The 23,908-nt window shown below is 64.5% G+C and carries 11 protein-coding genes; 5 read left to right on the forward strand and 6 right to left on the reverse strand.

All coding sequences use genetic code 11. From position 1 onward, the window contains the following. The first annotated feature begins 181 nt into the window (after positions 1 to 181). Together KSS96_RS20210 and KSS96_RS20215 are read left to right on the forward strand one after the other, a co-directional pair. The gene (locus KSS96_RS20210; RefSeq protein WP_017527673.1) at positions 182 to 358 is read left to right on the forward strand and encodes a hypothetical protein; all 177 of its coding nucleotides are present in this window, start codon (positions 182 to 184) and stop codon (positions 356 to 358) included. 52 nt (positions 359 to 410) lie between these two features. Further along, on the forward strand, positions 411 to 2,576 hold the full coding sequence (locus KSS96_RS20215; protein ID WP_065876504.1) for a mechanosensitive ion channel family protein: 2,166 nt from the start codon (positions 411 to 413) through the stop codon (positions 2,574 to 2,576). Positions 2,577 to 2,635: 59 nt separating this feature from the next. Here the strand turns inward: KSS96_RS20215 and KSS96_RS20220 are convergent, their stop codons facing one another. The 5 genes from KSS96_RS20220 to KSS96_RS20240 form a co-directional block, all read right to left on the reverse strand. After that, a complete protein-coding gene (locus KSS96_RS20220) occupies positions 2,636 to 2,857 on the reverse strand; it encodes an MbtH family protein (RefSeq protein WP_017527671.1) in 222 nt (73 codons plus the stop codon). A gap of 82 nt (positions 2,858 to 2,939) precedes the next feature. After that, positions 2,940 to 4,334 (reverse strand): aspartate aminotransferase family protein, encoded by a 1,395-nt coding sequence (locus tag KSS96_RS20225; RefSeq protein WP_017527670.1) that lies wholly within the window; start codon positions 4,332 to 4,334, stop codon positions 2,940 to 2,942. 171 nt (positions 4,335 to 4,505) lie between these two features. Then, complete coding sequence (locus KSS96_RS20230; protein WP_017527669.1) at positions 4,506 to 5,273, reverse strand: N-acetylmuramoyl-L-alanine amidase; 768 nt, start codon at positions 5,271 to 5,273, stop codon at positions 4,506 to 4,508. A 121-nt stretch (positions 5,274 to 5,394) separates the two neighbouring features. Continuing rightward, positions 5,395 to 6,717 (reverse strand): ATP-binding protein, encoded by a 1,323-nt coding sequence (locus tag KSS96_RS20235; RefSeq protein WP_017527668.1) that lies wholly within the window; start codon positions 6,715 to 6,717, stop codon positions 5,395 to 5,397. Beyond that, positions 6,714 to 7,394 carry a response regulator gene (locus KSS96_RS20240; protein WP_017527667.1) on the reverse strand — a complete coding sequence of 227 codons (681 nt, stop codon included), beginning with the start codon at positions 7,392 to 7,394 and terminating at the stop codon, positions 6,714 to 6,716. The genes KSS96_RS20235 and KSS96_RS20240 overlap by 4 nt, the downstream gene beginning before the upstream one ends. A gap of 176 nt (positions 7,395 to 7,570) precedes the next feature. Here KSS96_RS20240 and dsbD point away from each other — a divergent pair, with 176 nt between their 5' ends. The 3 genes from dsbD to dsbG are packed head-to-tail and all read left to right on the forward strand — an operon-like array spanning position 7,571 to position 10,880. Further along, complete coding sequence (gene dsbD / locus KSS96_RS20245; protein ID WP_116077616.1) at positions 7,571 to 9,298, forward strand: protein-disulfide reductase DsbD; 1,728 nt, start codon at positions 7,571 to 7,573, stop codon at positions 9,296 to 9,298. After that, positions 9,298 to 10,143 (forward strand): TlpA disulfide reductase family protein, encoded by an 846-nt coding sequence (locus KSS96_RS20250; RefSeq protein WP_017527665.1) that lies wholly within the window; start codon positions 9,298 to 9,300, stop codon positions 10,141 to 10,143. Before dsbD ends, KSS96_RS20250 begins: the two co-directional genes overlap by 1 nt. Next, positions 10,119 to 10,880, forward strand: a complete 762-nt coding sequence (gene dsbG, locus KSS96_RS20255) for a thiol:disulfide interchange protein DsbG (protein WP_017527664.1) — start codon at positions 10,119 to 10,121, stop codon at positions 10,878 to 10,880. Before KSS96_RS20250 ends, dsbG begins: the two co-directional genes overlap by 25 nt. A gap of 115 nt (positions 10,881 to 10,995) precedes the next feature. Here dsbG and KSS96_RS20260 read toward each other — a convergent pair whose 3' ends face one another. Further along, positions 10,996 to 23,904, reverse strand: coding sequence for a non-ribosomal peptide synthetase (locus tag KSS96_RS20260; protein WP_217855277.1), 12,909 nt, complete (start codon positions 23,902 to 23,904; stop codon positions 10,996 to 10,998). Positions 23,905 to 23,908 lie beyond the last annotated feature (4 nt).

Consider the following 23,908-nt stretch of genomic DNA (forward strand, 5'->3'; position numbering starts at 1 on the left):
ATAGCGGTGTATCAGTCAATGAATCTGGTGACTGAAACTCTGCTATCGGGAGCAAGCCCCCACATTGGGTTCTGTGTGTTTCTGGAAATATGACCCAGGCCAAACTGATCTGCATCATCTGCACTTTCCATAATCCGACCTAGACTTGTCAGTATTCCCACTCCGACAAGGCCGTCGCCCCATGATCTCCATGTCCGCCTTCCACGCCATGCTTATCCCTATCCTGATCGGCATGTTCTTGCTTGCCGTGGGGTTCAATTTTCGGGACAAGCCCGTCGGCGTGTTCGGCATGTGGGTCGGTATGCTGCTGATCCTGGGTACCGTGGTGTACAAGATCCTCGCCAAACTGGCCGAATGACGCCTGCCCTCGTACACTCGGTCAACCTGCCGTCTCCAAGGTTGACCGCCTCGTGCTTTCCCGTCTGTTCGCCCTGCCCTGCTACCTGTTGATCGCCCTGCTCATCCTGCTTCCCACTTCGCCTGCCCACGCCGTGGGTTTGCCCGGACTGTTGGGGGGCACCGCCAAGGCTCAACCTCAGGCCGAGGTACCTCTGGGGCAGTCGCTGGATGAGGTGATCAAGACCCTGGAAAACGACCAGCAGCGCAGCCAACTGCTCAGCGACCTGAAAAAGCTGCGTGCCGCCACGCAAAAGGCCCAGCCCGTGGCCGAGCAAGGTGTGCTCGGGCTGATCGGCAGCACGCTGTCCGGTTTTGAACAGCAATTTTCGGGTAACGACAGCCCGCTGGGACGCTGGTCCAATGAAGTCGACCAGGCCAAGGAGGAACTCGACGCCTTGATGCTGCCGGCCAGTGAGTGGCTGCCGATCATCTTCGGTTTTGCGCTGATCCTGGCGGTGTGGAGCCTGTTGGCGGCCGCGCTGATCTGGCTCAGCCACCGTGTGCGCGAGCGCTTCGGCCTGCCGGAAGAACTTCCCCAACACCCGCGCACCTGGGACATGCTGCGCTTTGCCCTGCGCAAACTGGGGCCTTGGCTGATCGCATTGGTGATCACGGTTTACCTGAGCTATGCCCTGCCCTCGTCCCTGGGCAAATCCCTGGCGATGGTGCTGGCCTACGCGCTGGTGGTGGGTACCTGTTTTTCGGCGATCTGCGTGATTGCCTTTTCCCTGCTCGACGGCCCGCACCGTCACCGCGCGCTGTATATCCTGCGCCACCAGGCATTTCGCCCACTGTGGCTGATCGGCAGCTTTGCCGCCTTTGGCGAAGCGTTGAGCGACCCGCGCCTGGTGACCGCCCTGGGCCAGCACCTGGCCCATACCGCTGCGACCGTGGCCAATGTAATGGCGGCGCTCTCCACCGGCGTGTTTATCCTGCGTTTCCGCCGGCCGATTGCGCACCTGATCCGCAACCAGCCGCTGTCGCGCCGCCTCACCCGACGCGCGCTCACCGACACGCTGTCGATCATCGGCACCTTCTGGTACCTGCCGGCGATGTTATTGGTGGGTATTTCGCTGTTTGCCACCTTCCTGTCGGCCGGCGACACCAGCACCGCCCTGCGCCAATCGTTGTTATGCACGGTGTTGCTGGTGTTGTGCATGGTGATCAATGGCCTGGTGCGGCGCCATGCCCTGAAACCCCAACGGCACAAACGTCATGCGCTGTATTCCGAGCGCCTGAAAAGCTTCATCTACACCCTGGCCCACTTGGCGGTGTGGCTGGTGTTTATCGAGCTGGGCCTACGGGTGTGGGGCCTGTCGCTGATTGGCTTTGCCGAAGGCGAGGGCCATGAAATCGCGGTCAAGCTGTTTGGCCTGGCCGGCACGCTGCTGTTTGCCTGGCTGATCTGGATCCTCAGCGACACCGCGATCCACCACGCGCTCACCCGTTCGCGCAAAGGCCTGGCGAATGCGCGGGCGCAGACCATGATGCCGTTGATCCGCAACGTGCTGTTCGTAACCATCTTTATCATCGCCGCCATCGTGGCCCTGGCGAACATGGGCATGAACGTCACTCCACTGCTGGCCGGTGCCGGTGTGATCGGGCTGGCCATCGGTTTTGGTGCGCAGTCGCTGGTGGCGGATTTGATCACCGGCCTGTTCATCATCATCGAAGACTCCCTGGCCATCGACGACTACGTGGATGTGGGCGGCCACCTCGGTACTGTCGAGGGCCTGACCATCCGCACCGTGCGCCTGCGCGACATCGACGGCATCGTGCACACCATCCCGTTCAGCGAAATCAAGAGCATCAAGAACTACTCCCGTGAGTTCGGCTATGCGATCTTCCGGGTGGCGATCCCCTACAACATGCAGATCGATGCCGCGATCAAGTTGATCCGCGACGTGGGCCAGAAAATCCGCAACGACCCGCTACAGCGCCGCAATATCTGGTCGCCGCTGGAGATCCAGGGGGTGGAGAGTTTCGAATCAGGCAGCGCGATCCTGCGTGCACGCTTCAAGACGGCGCCGATCAAGCAATGGGAAGTGTCGCGGGCATTCAACCTGGCGCTCAAGCGGCAACTCGACGAAGCAGGGCTGGACCTGGCCACGCCGCGTTTGAGTGTGCAGGTGGTGACGGGCGCTACGGGCGGGCTGGAAAAAGACAAGACCGCGTGAACCCGCAGAAGCCGTCCGGTGGTGGCGAGAAAGCGTGCTTGCTCGCCACACGGGGTGAGTCAGGCCAGCGCAGCGCCGTCCATTTTCTGGCGCAGGCTTAACGGGCGCATGTCGGTCCAGGTTTCTTCAATGTAGGCCAGGCATTCTTTTTTCAGACCGCTCTTGCCCACGGTGCGCCAACCTTCCGGCACGGCCTTGTAGTCGGGCCAGATGGAATATTGTTCTTCATGGTTGACCACTACCTGAAACAGGATGTCGTCGCGGTCAAATACTGAGGTCATTGCTGTTCTCCGTTGCTCAAAGGCTGGCTGCGCACCACGCGCAGCGCTGATATCTGTAGAAACGTACCAAGTCGTCGAAAAATTAGAGGCTGGCGACCGCGGCCGCCAGGGCTCGCCCGAAAATCTCGGCCACACGGTCGACTTCGGCGGCGGTAATCACCAGCGGCGGCAGGAAGCGCACCACGCTACCGTGTCGGCCGCCCAGCTCCAGGATCAGCCCGCGCTTGAGGCATTCGCGCTGCACACGCGGCGCCAATTGGCGGTCCACGGGCGGATGGCCCTGGATATCCGGCGTACCGTGCGGGTCTACCAGTTCCACGCCGAGCATCAGCCCACGACCACGAATATCCCCCAGTTGCGGGAAATCCCGTTGCAGGATGCGCAGATGCTCGCCAAGGCGTTCGCCCATGGCCGCGGCATGGCCGGCCAGGTCGTGTTCCTTGAGGTAGCGCATCACCGCCGAGCCCGCCGCCATGGCCATCTGATTGCCACGGAACGTCCCGGCATGCGCGCCCGGCAGCCAGGTGTCCAGCCAGTCGCGATACACCACCACCGCCAGCGGCAAGCTACCGCCGATGGCCTTGGACAGCACCACCACATCCGGGATGATCCCGGCGTGTTCAAAGGCAAACATCTTGCCGGTGCGCGCAAAACCGCTCTGGATCTCATCGACGATCAACGCCACACCGGCCTGCTCGGTGATGCGCCGCAGGCCACGCAGCCAGTCGAGGTCCGCCGGGATCACACCGCCTTCGCCCTGTACCACTTCAACAATCACCGCCGCCGGCAGCAGCACCCCGGCCTCCGGGTCGTTGAGCAGGTTTTCCAGGTAATGCAGGTTGACACGCACGCCTTGCGCGCCGCCCAGGCCGAACGGGCAGCGATAGTCATAGGGGTACGGCAAAAACTGCACGCCATTGCCCAGCAATGCACCCAAGGGTTTCTTCGGCCCCAGGCTGCCCATCAAGCTCAACGCGCCCTGGCTCATGCCGTGATAACCGCCCTGGAACGAAAGCACGGTGCTGCGCCCGGTGGCAGTGCGCACCAGTTTCAACGCGGCTTCCACCGCATCGGTGCCGGTGGGGCCACAGAACTGGATCTTGGCTTGCCGCGCCAGCGCTTCAGGCAACAGGCCGAACAGGTCCTGTACGAATTGGTCTTTGACCGGCGTGGTCAGGTCGAGGGTGTGCAACGGCAATTCGTCGCTCAGCACCTGCTGGATGGCCTGGATCACCACCGGGTGGTTGTGCCCCAGCGCCAGGGTACCCGCACCGGCCAGGCAGTCGATGAACTGGCGACCTTCCACGTCTTCCACGTAAATGCCCTTGGCACGTTTGAGCGCCAGGGGGATGCGCCGTGGGTAGCTGCGGGCGTTGGACTCCTGCTGACGCTGACGGGCCAGCAGCGGCGTCTCGTCGAACTGGTAGAGCGTTTCATGCACCTGGGCGTCTTCGATACGACTGGTAGCGACTGACATTTCTCGATCCCTCAATACGCTGATGATGGTGACCAAACTGCCGATCCGTTGGCGTCTGGCCCAAGGGCATGCGCACGGATTTCCTGTTCTGGAAACGCATCAGCGCCGCAGGGATTTAGGGCCGGTAATCGTTATGGGTGGATCAAGCCTGAAATGTGAAAGCGATCAGCGTTACAGGCCGCGGTATTTTTCGTTCAGCGCGTACAAAATCGCGCAGGTCTCGGCATCCAGAAACCCACAATAATCCCGCGCCCGAAAATGCATCTGAAACGCCCGCGTCCGGAGCTCAAAGCCCTGGCGATTTTTGGCCGGTGCATAGCCATAGCGCTGGAACGCCCGCTCCACTTCCACCTCCGGCGGCAGCCCGAGGCAAAACCGGCGCTGGTACATGGCACGCGTCGCCTCATCAAACCAGGCGCCGACGCCCGCCTCGAACAAACGCCGCCAGGGCAGACGAGGTCCGGGATCGCTCTTGCGCCAAAAGGCCACGTCCGAATGTCCGAGGATGTCCGTCGGCCCAACCCGTGGGTAGCGGCCAAGAATGTCGCGCAGCAGCGCTATCAACACCTCGATCTGTTCCTCGCCATACGCAGGAAAGGTGAACACGCCACCGTCATCCCTTGCCAGGTTGACGATCTCGATGCCAATCGAGCGGCTATTGAGGTTATCCCGCCCGCCCCACTGGCTTACGCCGGCATGCCAGGCGCGCTTGTCTTCGTCGACCAGGCGAAACGCGCGCAACTCGTCGTAACCGGCGGCGCGATAGCTGGGTTCATGCGGGTCGGGCAGCAAGTAGTGAGCGCTGACGCCGTCCCGGGTCAGGGTGCGCAGGGACGACGCAAAAGGCGCCGCGGTGTAATGCACAAGCAGCTGCCCAACGGGCTCGCCGTTGCGATCGTTGAAACCGGTGGCGGGGAAACTGGTGTCGATGACCAACATAAGAACCGTCCTTTTCAATACAGGCCGAGTCTTTCGGCCCGTTCAAGCACAAAAAAATTACCGCCATCCTGAAGGCTTGAACCCCAGGCGGGCGGTAACTATTTGGCACTTGGAAAAAGGATCAGCGTCGCAGTGGCATGCCCAGGTCGACACGCAACCCATCGACCTGACTGTCAAATTTCAGCGAGCACGAACAGCGCTGCACGATCGCTTGCACGATTGCCAGGCCCAGCCCGCAACCTTCGCTGTTGCCGTTGCGCCAGAAGCGCTGGGTCAGGTATTGCAGGTCTTCGCTGGAAATCTGCTGGCCATGGTCACGCACGCGGAACACCACGTGATCCTTGGCAGTGAACACACTGAGTTCGACCCGAGTGTCCGCCGGGGTGTGGCGCAAGGCGTTATCCAGCAGGTTGCGCAGGGCCGCAACCGCCAGGCCAACGGGCATTTCCACCGGCGCGCCGGTGAGGTTTTGCGCCAGGATCAGGTCGATACGTGCGTTATCCCCCGCATTGGCATCCTCAATCGCCAGCCGCGCGACCTCTTCGGCGCTGGACTGCAAGCCATCGTCAAACGACAGGCTGCCTTCCACCCGCGCCAGCAGCAGCAATTGTTCCAGGGTGCGATGCAGGCGGTCGGCGCCCTCCTCGGCATGTGCCAGCGACTGGTCGCGGGCCGCGCCGTCGGTCATGCGCGCCACTTGCAGGTGGGTCTTGATCGCGGTCAACGGGCTGCGCAGTTCGTGGGCGGCGTCGCCGGTCAGGCGGCGTTCGCGCTCGATGGTCTTGGCGATGCGTTGCAACAGTTGGTTCTGGGTGTCGAGCAGCGGCTTGAGCTCACTGGGCAACGGGTGGATCTGCAGCGGCTCAAGGGAGTCGGCACTGCGCCGCATCAGCGCGTCACGCATGCGGTTGAGCGGCAGCAGGCTTTGGCCGATGCCCAGCCACAGCAGGCACAGGCAGCCCAGCATGGCCACGCCCACCGGCACCGACGCCGCCAGCAGGATCGACATGTTCAGCGCTTCACGCTCCACCTGGCGGTCGGCGGTGGTAATCAACAGGTCGCCACGGGACAGGGTAAAGCTGCGCCAGCCTACGCCGTCGATCGTCTGGTCGCGAAAGCCACTGCGTTGCGACTCAAGGCCCTGATCCGGCGTGGTGTGGCTGCGCGCGAGGATTTCCCCGCGCAACGAGCTGACCTGACAGGCCATGCCGCCCGGCACATGCAGCTGTTCGGTACGCAAGTGCGCGCCGCCGCTGATACTGGCCAGGCCCGGCATCTGTTCGGTCAGCCCCGCCACCATGCGCGCCGACGCCACCAGGCGCTGGTCGAGGGAAAACATCATCTGGTTACGCAGATCGTTGAGCATCCAGGCCGCCGCCAGGGCCCAGATCACTACAAAGGCAGCGCCGAGCTTGAAGGTCAGGCGCAGGCGCAGGCTCTTCACGACGCACTCTCGCCGTCGTCCGCCGGGCCCAGGCGGTAACCGAGGCCGCGCACGGTTTCGACGATGCCATTCCCCAGTTTTCGGCGCAGGTGATGGATATGCACATTGAGCGCGTTGCTTTCCAGTTCGTCGTTAAAACCGTAGACGCTGTCTTTGAGTTGTTCGCTGGAGAGCACTCGCCCCTTGTTGTGCAGCAGGGCCTGCAACAGCGCCTGCTCGCGGCGCGACAAATCAACCGGCTGGCCGCCGAGCAAGGTTTCGCGGCTGCTCGGGTCGTAGCTCAACCGGCCATGCTCGATCAAATTGACACTGCGCCCCGCCATGCGACGCAGCAAGGTTTGCAGGCGGGCGGCCAATTCGCGCAGGTCGAAGGGTTTGAGCAGGTAGTCGTCTGCGCCGGCTTGCAGGCCGTCGACGCGGTTGGTCACCGAATCGCGCGCGGTGAGGATCAGCACTGGAATCTCCAGGCCCTGGCTGCGCAGTTGTTGCAGCAGCTTGAGGCCATCTTCGTCGGGCAGGCCCAGGTCCAGCACCATGATGTCGAAGGTCGCGGCCTTGAGCATCGCCCGCGCGGCAGCGGCCGTCGCCACGCGCTCGACGGTAAAGCCCTGGGCACCGAGGCCGGCCACGATGCCGCTGGCGATCAGTTCGTCGTCTTCACAGACCAGTACGTGCATGCTGAACCCTTCATAAAAGATGGGGCGATTAGAGAAGCCGTGGATTAAGCGCGCATTATGCCGTCAAAGTTCACAACACCCGGCAATCCCTACACTCTAGAATAGCGACCGGTTAATCATCGGTTAATCAACGCCACACATTGTGTGCCTCACTTGCATCGAACTAAGGCTTGACCATGCGGCATCTGTTTACCTTTCTGCTGGTGTTGTTCGCAGGGTTCGCCCAGGCCGCGCCGGGCAACCCGTTTGAGACCAAACCCGATTTCCTGCCGGTGGACAAGGCATTCACCTTTACCTCCGAACGTCTTGAAAGCGGCGAGACCCAGCTGTATTGGCAGATTGCCGACGGATATTACCTGTACCAGCAGCGCATGAAGTTCGATGGCCTGGCCGAAAAGCCCCTGCTGCCCCAGGGCGAAGCCCACAGCGACGAGTTCTTTGGCGAGCAGCAAGTGTATCGCCAGGGCCTGGAAGTGAAGATCCCGGCCGGCGTCACCGGCCAGGTCAAGCTGGGCTGGCAGGGCTGCGCCGATGCGGGGCTGTGCTACCCGCCGCAGTCGATCACCGTGGACCTGGGCGGCAACCCGGCAGTTGCGGCCACCACCCAGGCTCAGGACCAGAGCCTGGCCAGCGGCCTGCAACAGCGCAGCCTGGGTTGGAGCTTGCTGGTGTTCTTCGGGCTGGGCCTGTTGCTGGCGTTTGCCCCGTGTTCGCTGCCGATGTTGCCGATCCTCGCCGGCCTGGTGGTAGGCAGTGGCGCCAGTGCGCGTCGCGGCTTTGCCTTGGCCGGCAGCTACGTGGTGTGCATGGCGCTGGTGTATGCGGCGCTGGGCGTGCTGGCCGCCCTGCTTGGCGCCAACCTCGCCGCATGGCTGCAAACCCCCTGGATCCTGGGCAGTTTCGCCGCGCTGTTTGTACTCCTCGCGCTGCCGATGTTCGGCTTCTTTGAACTGCAATTGCCGGCCTTCCTGCGCGATCGCCTGGACACCGTCAGCCGCCAGCAAAGCGGCGGCAGCCTGGTGGGTGCGGGTATTCTCGGCGCCTTGTCCGGCCTGCTGGTGGGCCCGTGCATGACCGCGCCCCTGGCTGGCGCGCTGTTGTATATCGCACAAAGCGGCAATGCGCTGCACGGTGGCCTGGTGTTGTTCGCCATGGGTATCGGCATCGGTATTCCGCTGTTGCTGCTGGTGACCGTGGGTAACCGCTTCCTGCCCAAGCCTGGCACCTGGATGAACGTGCTCAAGGGCGTCTTCGGCTTCCTGTTCCTGGGCACCGCCGTGCTGATGCTTCGCCCGATCATCGGCGACAGCCTGTGGCTCGGCCTGTGGGGCGCGCTGGCGCTGGCGATGGCTTATTGCGGCTGGCGCCTGGCCCAGGATTTCGGCCGCGTGGCCATGCTGTTCGGCGCCGGCGCCGTGGTACTGGGTGTATGGGGTTGCGTGCTGGTGGTGGGCGCCGCCGGTGGCAGCGACGACCTGTGGCAACCGTTGAAGGTGTACAGCGGCTCGCGGGTTGCCGAGGCGCCGAGCGCCCATCAAGCCTTCATGACGATTAACGACCCGGCCGTGCTGCAAAGCCAGCTCGACAGCGCCAAGGCCCAGGGCCAATGGGTACTGCTGGACTACTACGCCGACTGGTGCGTGTCGTGCAAGATCATGGAAAAACAGGTGTTCGGTAAACCCGACGTGCTCGACGCGTTGAAAGACGTACGCCTGCTGCGCCTGGACGTGACCGCCGACAACGCGGCCAGCCGCGAGCTGCTGAGCCGCTACAAGGTGCCGGGGCCGCCCAGCTTTGTGTGGATCGGCCCCAACGGTGAAGAACGCCGCGCCCAGCGCATCACCGGCGAAGTGAATGCCGATGCCTTCCTGCAACGCTGGACCCAAGCCCGGGACGCCCTCTGATGCTGACCCTGACCATCGGCACCTTCGCCATTGCGCTGAATCACATCCTGCTGATCAGCGCACTGATTCTCGCCACCCTGGTGGGCTGGCGCGTGGCAAAGCGTGGCGGTGAGAACCCGGAGTCGGTGCTGTTCAGCCTGTTCCTGCTGGGCATGCTCGCAGCGCGCGTGAGCTTTGTGTTGATGTACTGGAATTATTACAGCAGCGACTGGTTGCAGATGGTCGACCTGCGCGACGGTGGTTTTCTCGCCTGGCCCGGCGTGATCGCCCTGGTCCTGGGCGCGCTGGCCTACGGCTGGCGGCGCCCGGCGCTGCGCAAGCCGCTGAGCGCCGGGGTGGTCACCGGCCTGCTGTTCTGGGGCATGACCAGCCTGGCCCTGAGCCTCTACGACAAGGGCACGCAGCTACCGCACATCACCTTGCGCACGGCCGATGGCCAAGAGGTGCAACTGACCGACTACAAGGGGGGCCCGCTGGTGATCAACCTGTGGGCCACCTGGTGCCCGCCGTGCCGCCGCGAAATGCCGGTACTGGAACGCGCGCAGCACCAACGCCCCGACGTGACCTTCCTGTTCGTCAACCAGGCCGAAAGCATGCAAAGCGTCAGCACCTACCTGGCCACGCAAGGCCTGACCCTGGACAACGTGCTGTTCGACGCCAGCGGCCGCCTCGGCCAGGCCGTGGGTTCCATGGCATTGCCGACCACGCTGTTCTACTCAGCCGACGGACGCCTGATCAACAGTCACCTGGGCGAGTTGTCCCAGGCCAGCCTGGCCCATGCCATGGAACCCTTCGACACCGCCCCTGAAAGGAAACCCTCATGCCAAGCCTCCGCCACCTGCTGACCCTGCTGCCGCTGATGGCGGCGGCCACTCTGGTGCAAGCCGAAGACTGGCCGGCGCCCATCAAACAGATCGAAGCCAAGGGCGCCAAGATCATCGGCAAATTCGACGCCCCCAGCGGCCTCACTGGCTACGCCGCGCAATACCAGAACCGCGGCATGGCCCTGTACCTGACCGCCGACGGCAAAAGCGTGATCGCCGGCAGCCTGTACGATGCCCAGGGCAATGACCTGAGCAGCGCGCCCCTGGAACAACTGGTGTACGCCCCGATGGCCAAGGAAGTGTGGGCCAAGATGGAAAAAAGCAGCTGGATCCAGGACGGCGACAAGAACGCCCCACGCACCGTTTACTTGTTCAGCGACCCCAACTGCCCGTACTGCAACATGTTCTGGGAACAGGCGCGGCCGTGGGTCAAAGCCGGCAAGGTGCAGTTGCGCCACATCATGGTAGGGATCATTCGCGAAGACAGCCCCGGTAAATCCGCCGCACTGTTCGCCGCCAAAGACCCGCAAAAAGCCCTGGAAGAACACGAAGCCGCCGGCAAAGGCAGCACATTGCAGGCGCTGACCAAGATCCCGGCGAATATCGAAGCCAAGCTCGAAGCCAACATGAAGTTGATGGACGAGCTGGAACTGTCGGCGACGCCGGCGATTTTCTACCTGGATGACAAGGGCGGGTTGCAGCAACAGCAAGGGGCGCCGTCGCCGGATAAGCTGGTGAAGATACTCGGGCCCAAATAGGCCGTGCCTGGGCGGGCGCTATCGGGGGCAAGCCCTCTTCCACAGGTTGACTGTGAATACACTCAAACTGTGGAAGAGGGCATGCCCCCGATGAGGCCCTGACAGGCAACCAAATCTACAGCCCTTCCAACTCCGCCATCAGGTCACTCAACCGATCCGCCTTCTGCGCGCTGATCTCGTTGGCCGCCAGCCCATCAATGTATTCGGCCAACTGCGCCACCGTGCTGCACTCGAACATTGCCCGCAACGGCACATCGCGCTGTAGCGTCTTCTGTACCCGCGAGGCGATCTGCGTGGCCAGCAACGAGTGCCCGCCCAGTTCGAAAAAGTTGTCCTGCACACCGACTTTTTCGACTTTCAGCACTTCGGCCCAGATGGCGGCCAACGTGGTTTCCAGTTCGTTGCGTGGCGCCAGGTAATCCTGGCCCTGCAACTGGCCGATCTCCAGCGCCGGCAGGGCCTTGCGGTCGAGTTTGCCGTTGGCGTTGAGCGGCAGGCGCTCCAGCCACAGCCAGTGCAGCGGCACCATGTATTCCGGCAGTTCGGCACGCAGGCGTTGCTTGATACGGTCCAGGCGTTCGCCTGAACTCAGCGTTTCATCAGTTGGCACCAGATAACCCACCAGATGCCTGCCATTGGCGCCGTCCTGGACGCCGACCGCCGCGTCACGCACTTCGGGTTGCTCGTGCAGGCGCGCTTCGATTTCGCCCAGTTCGATGCGGTAGCCGCGAATCTTCACCTGATGGTCGATCCGCCCGACGTATTCCAGCACACCGTCGCTGCGGCGGCGGGCCAGGTCCCCCGTGCGGTACACACGTTCCCCCGGCGCACCGAACGGGTTCGGCACAAACACCTGGGCGGTGCGCAGCGGGTCGCTGACATAACCGCGCCCTACCCCGGTACCGGCCACGCACAACTCGCCCACCGCCCCTTGAGGCACCAACTCCAGCGCGCCATCGAGCAGGTACAAACGGTTGTTGTCAGTGGGCGTGCCGATCGGCAAGTAGGTGCCTCGGGTCGACGCCAGGTCGACGCGGAAGAACGCCACGTCATCCGAGCATTCCGCCGGGCCATACGCATTCACCAGGCCGATCTGCGGGTAACGCAGCAACCATTGGTGCGCCAGCTCCGGTGGCATGGCTTCGCCGGTGGGCAGCATCCAGCGCAGGCCGTCGAGGCTGATGCGGTCCTGGGCGAGCATGCCCTGGATCAGCGACGGCACGCTCTCCAGCACAGTGATGCCCTGGGCCTGCACATGTGCGAGCAAGCCCTGGGGGTCATGGGCGATGCTGTTCGGCACAATGTCCACCCGCGCGCCGAACAGCGGCGCGGCAAGGAATTGCCACACGGAAATATCGAAACTTTGCGAGGCCGTCTGAGCGATCACATCCGCCGCGCTCAGGTCCAGGTAGGGCAGTTTGCTCAACTGGTTATTGAGCATGCCGCGCTGTTCAACCATCACGCCTTTGGGCAGGCCGGTGGAACCCGAGGTGTAGATCACATAGGCGAGGTTGTCCGGGCCACTGTAGATACCCGGGTTCTGCTCTGATGCCGCCAGCGTTTCCCATACCAGCAACGTCGGCCGAATCGCACAGCCCAATTGCGCCAGCAGTTCCAGTGCCTGCTCGTGGCACGCCTCGGTGCATACCAGCAACGGCGTGCGGCTCAAATCGATAATGCGGCTCAGACGCTGGCTTGGCAGGCCGGGGTCCAGCGGCAAGTAACCGGCACCGGCCTTGAAGCTGCCGATGATCATGCCCAGCAGGTCCAGGTTGCGCTCGGCCAGCAACGCCACCGGCTGATCCAGGCCGACGCCCGCCGCGACCAGCGCATGACCCAAGCCGTTACTGCGACGGTTGAGTTCGTCAAAGCTCCAGTGCCGGCCCAGGCAACTGGCCGCGATCCGCTGCGGATGCGCGGCCACTTGCGCTTCGAACAGCTCGACATAACTACGCGCCAACGGGTAGTCGTGCTCACTCTGGTTGCAGCCTTCCACCAGGAACTCGCGTTCCTGCTCGCCGATCAGCGGCAGGTCGGCCATGTCGCCATGGAAGCCTTGCACCAGCGCCAGCAGCAAGCGCTTGAACTCGCCGAGCATGCCTTGCACGGTGGTTTCGTCAAAATAACGCTGGTCATACGACAAGTGCAGGCCGAGGTCATCACCGGGGTAGCACACGGCGGTCAACGGGAAGTTGGTGTGGGTGCGGCCGGAGTCCGAGGTGGCGTTCAGGCTTTGCGCACGGTCCAGCACCGAGGTTTCCACAGGGGCGTTTTCGAACACGAACAGGCTGTCGAACAACGGTTGGCCCTTGGGCAGTTCGCTGTGTTCCTGGATCGTCACCAGCGGCAGGTATTCGTACTCGCGCAGCTGCATATTGCTGTCGAGCAGGTCGCTCAGCCACTGGCGCACGCTGCACCGCTGGTCATCCTCGGGCAGTTTCACGCGCAGCGCGACGCTGTTGATGAACAGGCCGACGGTGCGTTGCATCTCTGGCATGTCTACCGGGCGACCGGCCACGGTGACGCCGAACAGCACGTCACGCTCCCCGCTCAAGCGCCGCAATACCAAGGCCCAGGCCGCTTGGGCGAAGGTGTTTACGGTGAGCTGATGGGCCTGGGCCAATTCGCGCAGTTGCACGCCATCAGCGGCGTCGAGGCGGGTGTAACAATCGCCCACTACCATGCCACCGCTGTGGCCGGCGTGTTCACGCAGGAACGGCCGGTCACTCGGGATCGACGTGGTGCGCTCGAAACCCTGTAGGTTGTGTTGCCACCACTGGCGGGCCTCATTCAGGTTCTGGCGTTGCAGCCAGGCGATGTAGTCGCGGTAGCGCGGCGGCGTGGCCAGTTGCGCGTCGCGGCCTTCACCGAGCGCCAGGTAGATTTCGAAGAAGTCATTCATCAGCAGCGAACGGCACCAGGCATCGATCAGAATGTGGTGGTTGCTCATCATGAACCAGTAGCGCGCTTCGCCGACGCGGATCAGGCGCAGGTGGAACGGCGCCTGGTTGAGCAGATCGAAACCGGCTTCGCGCTCGGCTTTGAGCAGCGCTTGCAGGCGCGGCTCCTGCTCGGCCTCAGGCGCGGCGCTCCAATCGAGATATTCAATGGGCGTGCTGCCCGGTGTGTGGATCACTTGCAGCATGTCTTCGCCGACGTTCCAGCAGAACGAGGCGCGCAGGGCTTCGTGACGGGCGATCACCGCGTGCCAGGCCTGGGCGAAACGCTCAGGGTCCAACGCGCTGTTGATACGGTAGCGGTCCTGCATGTAATACAGGCCGGTACCCGGTTCCAGCAAGGTGTGCAGCAGCAGGCCTTCCTGCATCGGGGTCAGCGGGTAGACGTCTTCGATGGCATTGGCCGGTACCGGCAACGCATCCAGTTGCGGCTGGGTCAGGTGCGCCAGGGGGAAGTCGGACGGGGTGAGGCCGCCGGCATCGTCCTGAAGGCAGTGGGCAATCAGGCTTTGCAGCTCAGCCAGGTACGCCCCGGCCAATTCGCGGACGGTGTGGGCGTCGTGGCGTTCGCGGCTGAAGGTCCAGCGCAGCACCAGTTCCCCGCCGTACACCTGGCTGTCGACGCTCAGTTGATTGGGCAGCGGCGCGTCCGGGTCATGGGCCAGGCCGGCAGGCTCCTCCAGCGGATGGAACAGCGCATCGCCGCCGAAGCTCTGGTCGAACTGGCCGAGGTAGTTGAAGGTGATGTCGGCGGTTGGCAACGCCGCCAGGGTCCGCCTGCACAGGTCGTCCGCCAGGTAACGCAGCACGCCATAGCCGAGGCCCTTGTGCGGCACGCCGCGCAGTTGTTCCTTGATCGCCTTGATCGAGGCGCCCTGCTCCGCTTGCGGGGTCAGGCGCAATGGATAGGCGCTGGTGAACCAGCCGACGCTGCGGGTCAGGTCGATCTCATCGAACAGGGGTTCACGGCCGTGGCCCTCCAGTTGGATCAGAGCCGATGCATGCCCGCTCCAGCGGCACAGCACGCGGGCCAAGGCGGTCAGCAGCAGGTCGTTGACCTGGGTGCGGTAGGCGCTCGGCGCTTGTTGCAGCAATTGGCGGGTGTGTTCGGCGCCCAGGCGCACGCTGACGGTCTCGGCATCGCGATTACGCAACGTACCGTGCGCACGGTCCACCGGTAACGCCACAGCGGGCCCGGCCAATTGCTGCTGCCACACCGTCAGTTCTTCGCGCAGGGATTCGCTGCCCGCATACGCCTGCAAGCGCGCGGCCCAGTCACGCAGGGCGCTGGTCTTGGCCGGCAGGTTCACCGACTGGCCGTCGCTCAATTGGCGATAGACGTTCTGCAGGTCTTCGAGCAACACACGCCACGACACACCGTCCACCACCAGGTGATGGATCGCGATCAGCAGGCGTTGCTGGCCGTCGGGGCCATCCACCAGCAAGGCGCGCAGCAGCGGGCCGTGTGCCAGGTCGAGGCTGCGCTGGGTGTCGGTGAACAGCGCGGCGCATTGATCCATATCGCGCACATGCGCCTGCATCAGCACGCCGCCCTGGGGCACGGCCAAGTGTTCGGCGTGCCACTGGGCGTCCCGCTGCGTGAAGCTCAGGCGCAGGGCATCGTGGTGTTCGAGCACGGCCAGCAGCGCTTGCTCCAGGCGCTGGGGGTCGAGCAGTTGCAGCGGCTTGAGCAGCAGGGCCTGGTTCCAGTGCTGGCGATCAGGAATATCGGTGTCGAAGAACCAATGCTGGATGGGCGTCAGGCCCGAGCTGCCGGTGAGCACGCCTTGCTCAGCCGTGACGCGCTCGGAGCGCGTGGCGACGGCGGCCAGGGTGCGCACCGTCTGGTGCTGGAACAGGTCGCGCGGGCTGAAATGAACCCCGGCCTGGCGCGCGCGGCTGACCACTTGGATCGACAGGATCGAGTCGCCACCCAGCTCGAAAAAGTTATCGTCCAGGCCGACTTGCCGCACGTTCAACACCGCGCACCAGATCGCGGCCAGGGTTTGCTCCAACTCGCTGCGTGGCGCCACGTACTGCTGACGATTGGCCTCGGCGTCCGGTTGCGGCAAGGCGCGGCGGTCGAGTTTGCCGTTGGCGGTCAGCGGCATGGCATCCAGCACGATCAGGTGCGCAGGGACCATGTAGTCCGGCAGTTGCGCCTTGAGGTGGGCCTTCAACGCATCGCGCAGCGTGACCGGCGCCTGGTCGCTGACCAGGTACGCCACGAGCTGCTTGCCGCTTGGCGAGTCGAGCGCCAGCACCACGGCTTCGCGCACGGCCGGATGTTCCAGCAGGCGGGTTTCGATCTCGCCCAACTCGATACGGAAGCCGCGAATCTTCACCTGATGGTCGATCCGCCCCAGGTATTCCACCAGACCATCGGCGCGTTGGCGCACCAGGTCACCGGTGCGGTACAGACGGCCGCCCCGGGTGCTGAACGGATCGGCCACAAAGCGTTCCGCCGTCATGCCCGGACGCTGGTGGTAACCCTGGGCCAGGCCGGCACCGCCGACGTACAGCTCGCCGGTCGCGCCTTGCGGTACCAACGCCAGGTCGGCGTCGAAAATATACGCCACGCGGTCACCGATAATGCTGCCGATCGGCACGCTGCCGGCGCCCTCCTCCAACTGCTGCGGCGCCAGGCAGGCCAGCGGCATCACCACGGTTTCGGTCGGGCCATAGGCGTTGAAAAACACCTGGGGCTGGAATGCCGCACGGATGCGCTGCAAATGCTCGCCGGTCAGCGCCTCGCCACCGGTGATGCACATGCGCACCGGCAGGGTTTGTTGCTGGGTCGCCAGCCATTGCGCCAACTGGCTGCCATAGCTGGGGGTAAAGCCAAGGACATTGATGCGATGGGCACGGATCAGCCCGCAGATTTCTTCGGCATCCCACTGCCCCTGGGCACGCAACACTACCTGCGCGCCGCTGAGCAACGGCACCAGCAAACGCTCGGTGGCGGCGTCGAAGTTGATCGAATAGAAATGCAGCTCGCAATCATCCGGGCGCATGCCGAAGCGTTCGATCACCGCCTGGCAATGCATAGCGATTTCGCCGTGAGAGACCACCACGCCTTTTGGCTTGCCGGTGGAGCCGGAGGTGTAGATCAGGTACGCCTGGTGTTGCGCCAGGCTGATAAACGGCAGCTCATCCGCCGGGTAATCGGCAAGCCTTGGCGAGTCGTCTTCCAGGCACCAGCACGCCAGCGTGGCCGGCAGTTCACCGAGGGCTTGGAACATCGCCGCATCGCTAAGCAACAGGCCGATACCGCTGTCTTCGATCATGTAGTGCAGGCGGTCCAGCGGGTATTCCGGGTCCAGCGGCACATAGGCACCGCCGGCCTTGAGGATCGCCAGCAGGCCGACGACCATTTCCAGCGATCGCGGCAGCGCCAGGCCGACCCGCACCTGCGGGCCCACGCCGCGCTCGCGCAACATCCAGGCCAGGCGATTGGCGCGGGCGTCGAGTTCGGCGTAAGTCAGGGTCACGCCGGCAAAGGTCAGGGCCGGTGCATCCGGGCGACTGACCGCCTGCCGGCTGAACAGCGCGTGGATGCACTGGTCGAGACGATGTTCACCGGCCTCCACACCGAGGCTGCCGCGCAACGCCCGTTGCTCGTCGGCATTGAGCAACGGCAGTTCACTGAGGCGTTGTTCGGGACCTGCAATCAGCGCTTCCAACAGGTTGCGCCAATGCGCGGCCATGCGCGCGATGCGCGGTTCGTCGAAGAGGTCAGTGCTGTACGTCAGGCAGCAGCCCAGTCGATGGTCGAGGTCGGTGACCTCCAGGTTGAGGTCAAACTTGGTCGCGCGGGCATCGTTGGCCAGGTACTCGACGGTCATGCCAGCCAGTTGGCGACTCTGCTGGAACTCCCAGCGCTGCACGTTGCACATCACCTGGAACAACGGGTTATACGCAGCACTACGCGGCGGTTGCAGGGCTTCCACCAAGTGGTCGAACGGCAAGTCCTGATGGGACTGGCCTTCGATCACGGTGTGGCGCACCTGCTCAAACAGTTCGCCGACCTGCATCTGCCCATTGAGCCGGCAACGCAGCACTTGGGTGTTGAGGAACGCACCGATCAGCCCTTCGCTTTCAGGGCGAATACGGTTGGCCACCGGCGCGCCGATGCGCAGGTCGGTCTGGCCGCTGTAGCGGTAGAGCAACACGGCGAGGGTCGCGGTCATGGTCATGAACAGCGTGAGGCCGCGTTCGGCGTTGAAGGCGCGCACGCGGGCGGCCAATTCGTCGCTGAGATCGAAACGGTACAGCTCGCCCTGGTGGCTTTGCACCGGTGGCCGTGGCCGGTCGGCAGGCAGTTCGAGCAGTGGATGTTCATTGCCCAGTTGTGCCGTCCAGTAATCGAGCTGGCGTTGGCGCTCCCCGGCTTCCATCCACTGGCGTTGCCACACGCTGTAGTCGAGGTATTGCACCGGCAACGGCGCCAGCGGCGACTCGCGCTCGTCGATAAAGGCTTCGTACAGCGCGCTGAGTTCACGGGCAAAGATGTCCATGGCCCAGCCTTCGGTGACGATATGGTGCAGGGTCAGCACCAGGTAGTGTTCCTGCTCGCCGGCCTTGACCAGGCACGCACGCAGCAATGGCCCGGTTTCCAGGTTGAACGGCGTGTGGGCTTCATGCTCGGCCAACTCCTGCAAACGCTGCGCGCGCGCGGCTTCATCCAGCGCCGAAATATCCTGCCAGGCCATGCGCAGGCCGGTCTGCGGCGAGACCTTTTGACAGGCCACGCCATCGACATTCGGGAAGGTGGTGCGCAGGGTTTCGTGGCGCATGATCAACGCTTGCAACGCGGCCTCGAAACGCCCCACGTCGAGCACGCCGCGCAGGCGCGCCATGCCGCCGACGTTGTAGGCCGGGCTGTCCGGTTCCATTTGCCAGAGGAACCACATGCGCTGCTGGGAATAGGACAGCGGCACCGGTTGGCTGCGGTCGACCTTGGCGATTGCGGTTTGCCGGTTACGCTGGCCCGAGGCCTGGATCAGGCTGATCTGCTCAACGAACGCCCCCAGTTCACTGGCTTCGAACAAGGTACGCAGCGGCAACTCGACGTCACAGGCCTGGCGGGTGCGCGAGATGATTTGCGTGGCCAGCAACGAATGGCCGCCGAGGGCGAAGAAGTCGTCGCGCAGGCCGATACGCGGCAGGCCGAGAACTTCGCGCCAGATGGCGGCAATTTGTTGCTGCAACGGTGATTCGGGTTCAAGGTGTTCACGCACCTGCCACACCGGTTCCGGCAGCGCACGGTGGTCGAGTTTGCCGCTGGGGCTCAGGGGCATGGCGTCCAGGCGCATCAGCAGCGCGGGCACCATGTACTCCGGCAATTCGGCGGCCAGGGCGGCCTTCACGTCCTGCTCCACCCATGCGGTGTGGGCGGTGTAGTAGCCGATCAACGTGGCGTTGCGCACCAGCACCACGGCCTGGGCGATACCGTCCAGGGCCAGCAGGCGTGCTTCGATTTCCTGCGGCTCCAGGCGCACACCGCGCAGCTTGATTTGTTGATCGAGACGGCCGAGGTATTCGAGCACGCCATCGTTGCTCCAGCGCACGCGGTCACCGGTGCGGTACAGGCGCGCACCCGGCTCGCCCAACGGGTCGGCCACGAAGCGTTCGGCGGTCAACCCGGCACGGCCAAGGTAACCCCGCGCCAGGCCGATGCCGCCGATGCACAGTTCACCCGGCACACCGGCCGGCAACAGGTTGAGCTGGTCGTCCAACACGCGACAGATCACATTGCCCAGGGGTCGGCCAATCGGCGAGCGCTCGCCATCTTCGGCCTGGCAATGCCAGTGCGTGACGTTGATCGCGGTCTCGGTCGGGCCATAACGGTTGTGCAATTGCACCGCCGGCAACTGCGCCAGGACGCGGTTGCGCAACTCGGCAGGCAAGGCCTCGCCACCGGAGAACAGGCGACGCAGGCTGGTGCACCCGGCCGCCAGCGGTTCGTCGATAAACAGCTGCAACAGCGGCGGCACAAAATGCAGGGTGGTCACGCCGTGTTCCTGCACCAGTTGCGCAATGCGGTGCGGGTCGCGATGTTCACCGGGGCCGGCCAGCACCAATCGGCAACCGGTGATCAGTGGCCAGAAGCACTCCCACACCGACACGTCAAAACTGATCGGCGCCTTTTGCAGCAGCACGTCGGTGGTGTCCAGTTGATAGGTGGCCTGCATCCACTGCAAGCGCTCGGCCAGGGCCGCGTGGGTGTTGCCCACCCCTTTGGGGCGGCCGGTGGAGCCGGAGGTGTAGATCACGTACGCCAGGTTGTCGCCGTGCAGGCGCAGGCCCGGTGCCTGGGTCGGCCATTGATCCAGATGCAGGCTGTCCATGGCAATCACGCACACACCGGCGGGCGTCGGCAGGTGGTCAAGCAATGAGGTCTGGGTCAGCAGCAGGTGTACGCCGCTGTCCTCCAGCATGTAGGCCAGGCGTTCGGCGGGGTAGTCCGGGTCGAGCGGCACATAGGCGCCACCGGCCTTGATGATCGCCAGCAAGCCGATCAACAGTTGCGGCGAACGCTCGGCGGCGATGGCCACGCAGACGTCGGGGCCGACGCCCTTGTCGCGCAGGTAATGGGCCAGGCGGTTGGCCTGGGTATGCAGGTGGGCGAAGCTCAGGCTGCCGCCCTGCCAGACCAGTGCGGTGTCGTCCGAAGCCGCTTGATTGAGCTGTTCAGGCAACCACTGCCGGGCCGGCGCGCACGGCGCCTGGGCCCACGGTTGTGGTTCGTTCGCCGGCATCAACGGCAGGTCGCCGAGGGCTTGGCGCGGTTGTGCGCAGACCGCCTGCAGCAGGTGGCTGAAGTGTTCGGCCAGGCGCTGGATCGTCCCAGGGTCGAACAGTTCGTCGGCGTAGTCGAACGACAGGCTCAGGCGTCCGTTACGGTCTTCTTCGCTGTGCAGTTGCAGGTCGAACTTGGCTTCGCGGCTGTGCCACGGCAGTTCATCGGCCAGTATGCCCGGCAGGCGGCGCAAGGCGCTGAGGTCGCGTTGCTGGTGGTTGAACATGACCTGGAACAGGCCCTGCTCGCGCGCTTGCGCAAAGGCTTCGAGCAGTTGCTCGAACGGCAAGTCCTGATGGGCCTGGGCGCCCAGCGCCGTCTCGCGGGTGGCCGCCAGCAGTTGGTCGAACGGCAGGCGCCCGTCCAGCTCGGCGCGAAACACCAGCGTGTTGATGAAGAAGCCGACCAGGCCTTGGGTTTCCTGGCGCGGGCGGTTGGCGTTGGGCACGCCGATGCGGATATCGCGCTGGCCGCTGTAGCGGTAGAGCAAGGTCTGGAACGCCGCCAGCAACAGCATGAACGGCGTGGACTCATGGGCCTGGGCGGTCTGGCGAATCGCTTGGCTGAGGTTGACGCTCAGGCGCGTGGTGTGGCGCGCGGCACTGTTGAGGCGCCGCGCCGAACGCGGGTGATCGCCAACCAGGTTGAGCGTCGGCTGCTCGTCGCCCAGGTGGGCTTTCCAGTACGCCAGTTGGCGCTGGCCTTCACCTTCGGCCAGCCATTGGCGCTGCCAGGTGCCGTAGTCGGCGTATTGCAGGGCCAGTGCTGGCAGCTCCAGGGGCTGGCCCTGTGAAGCGGCGGCGTACAACCGCGAGAATTCATCGATCAGAATGTTCAGCGACCAGCCGTCGGCAATGATGTGATGCAGCGTCACCAGCAACTGGTGGTCTTCATCATCCAGGCGCACCAGGGTCACCCTCAGCAACGGGCCTTTCTCCAGATCGAACCGGGTGCGCGCTTCATCCTCGCGGATCTGCTGCGCGCAGGCTTCGCGTTCCACGGCGGGCACGTCGCTGAGGTCGATGACGTGCAGCTCGAACGCCCCGTGTTCATCGATGCGCTGGAAGCCCCGGCCGTCGCGCTCGTAGAAACGCGTGCGCAGGGCTTCGTGGCGCTGGACCAACTGCTGGAAGCTCAGGCGCACGGCGTCTTCGTCCAGCTCGCCGCGCAGGCGCAGCGCGCCGGGGATGGTGTAGGCGCTGCTCTGCGGGTCCAGTTGCCAGGTGATCCACAGGCGATTCTGGGCCAGGGATTGCGGTAGTTCGTGCTGGCGCGAGAGGGGCTGGATCGCACCTTGGGCTACGCCACCCTCCTGTTGCAACTGCGCAACGCGGGTAGCAAAGGCGGCCAGTGTGGGCGCTTCGAAGAGCATGCGCAGGTTCAGCTCCAGGCCCAGGGTTTCACGCAGGCGTGCGACCACCTGGGTGGCAATGATGGAGTTGCCGCCGAGCAGGAAGAAGTGATCGTCGGCGGCGACATGGGCCACCTGCAACTGCTCGCACCAGATCGCGGCGATCCGGTTGTGCAGTGCGGACTCCGGCGCGGCCTCGCTGACCGGCGCTTGCACACCGGGGAACTGCGCATAGCTGTCGAAGCTGCCGTCGGCATGACGCAGCGCGCACGCGGCACGCTGCAGCTTGCCGCTGGAGGTCTTCGGCAACGCGCCGGGGTTGAGCAGCACCACCACGCTTGGCGCTTCTTGACAGGCCTCGGCCACGGCCTGGCGGATGGCTTTGATGAGGGCTTCGGGCGGCAGAATCTTCTGCACGCTGCGGCTGATTTCGGCGGCAATGCCGATGCCTTCCAGGCCCTGGTCATTCACCGCGAACGCCGCGACGCGGCCCTTGCGCACCACTTCCACTTCGCGCTCGATGGTCTGTTCGATGTCTTGCGGGTACAGGTTATGGCCACGCACGATCAGCAGGTCTTTCAGGCGCCCCGTGATGTACACCTCGCCTTCACGGATAAAGCCCAGGTCACCGGTGCGCAGCCAGGTGCGCCCGGCGTGCTGCACGAAGGTCTTGGCGGTGGCTTCGGGGTTGCGCCAGTAGCCGTGGGCGATGCTCGGGCCGGTGGCCCAGAGTTCGCCGACGCGGTTGTCGGCCAGTTCACTCAAGGTGTGCGGGTCGACGATCAGTACCGCGTGTTCGGGCTGGGGGGTGCCGCAGCTCATGATCGCGCTGCCCTGCCCGGGCTCGGCGCGATTGGCGGCCAAGGCCTGCTCGTCGACGCGCAGCGTCGGGATACCGTGGCCACGGCGGCCACCGGCGACAAACAGCGTCGCTTCCGCCAGGCCATAGGAGGCGAAGAATTGCTTCGAGCTGAAGCCACAGGCGGCGAACTTCTCGGCGAAGCGTTCCAGGGTGTCGAGGCGAATCGGCTCGGAACCGGAATAGGCCACGCGCCACTGGCTCAAGTCCAAGCGATCCAGAGCCGACTCGCTGACCCGCTCGCTGCACAGGCGGTAGGCGAAGTCCGGGCCGCCGCTGATGGTGCCGCCGTATTCGCTGATCGCCTCCAGCCAGCGCAACGGCCGAGCGAGGAAATACGCCGGCGACATGAGCACGCACGGCACGCCGCTGAAGATCGGCTGCAGCAGGCCGCCGATCAAGCCCATGTCGTGGTACAGCGGCAGCCAGCTGACGATCACGTCATCCGGGTTCAGATCAATGCCGAAACCACGCCGGATCAGCACTTCGTTGGCCACCAGGTTGCCGTGGCTGACTTGCACGCCCTTGGGCAGCGCGGTGGAGCCGGAGGTGTATTGCAGGAAGGCAATGTCGCCGGGTTGCAGGTCGGGGGCAATCCAATGGTCGGCCAGTGGCGCATCGAGGGTGTCGACGCTCAGCAGCGGCGGCGCATGCTCGATCTGCGCCAGGCCATCGGCGAGGCTGGCGATGGTCAGCAGCAGGCGCGGCTCGGCGTCGCTGATGATCGACAGCAAACGCTCCTGGTGATGACGGCGGGCGGATTCCGGCGGGTAGGCCGGCACCGCGATCACGCCGGCGTACAGGCAGCCAAAGAACGCCGCGACGTAATCCGGGCCGCTGGGAAACAACAGTACCGCGCGGTCGCCCGGCTCGGCGTTGGCTTGCAGCGCGGCGGCGATGGTGCGGGCACGCTGGTCGAGGTCGCGGTAACTGAGCACCACGCTGTGCTCGGCGGACTCGGCGAGGAAGCGCAGGGCCACCTGGTCCGGGGTCTGCGCGGCACGGCGTTGAAGGGACTGGACCAGAGTAGAGGGAAGTTCGAAGGCGTCCATCATGGGG

This window comes from Pseudomonas asgharzadehiana (genome assembly GCF_019139815.1).
In the GTDB taxonomy this organism is placed as follows: Bacteria; Pseudomonadota; Gammaproteobacteria; order Pseudomonadales; family Pseudomonadaceae; genus Aquipseudomonas; species Aquipseudomonas asgharzadehiana.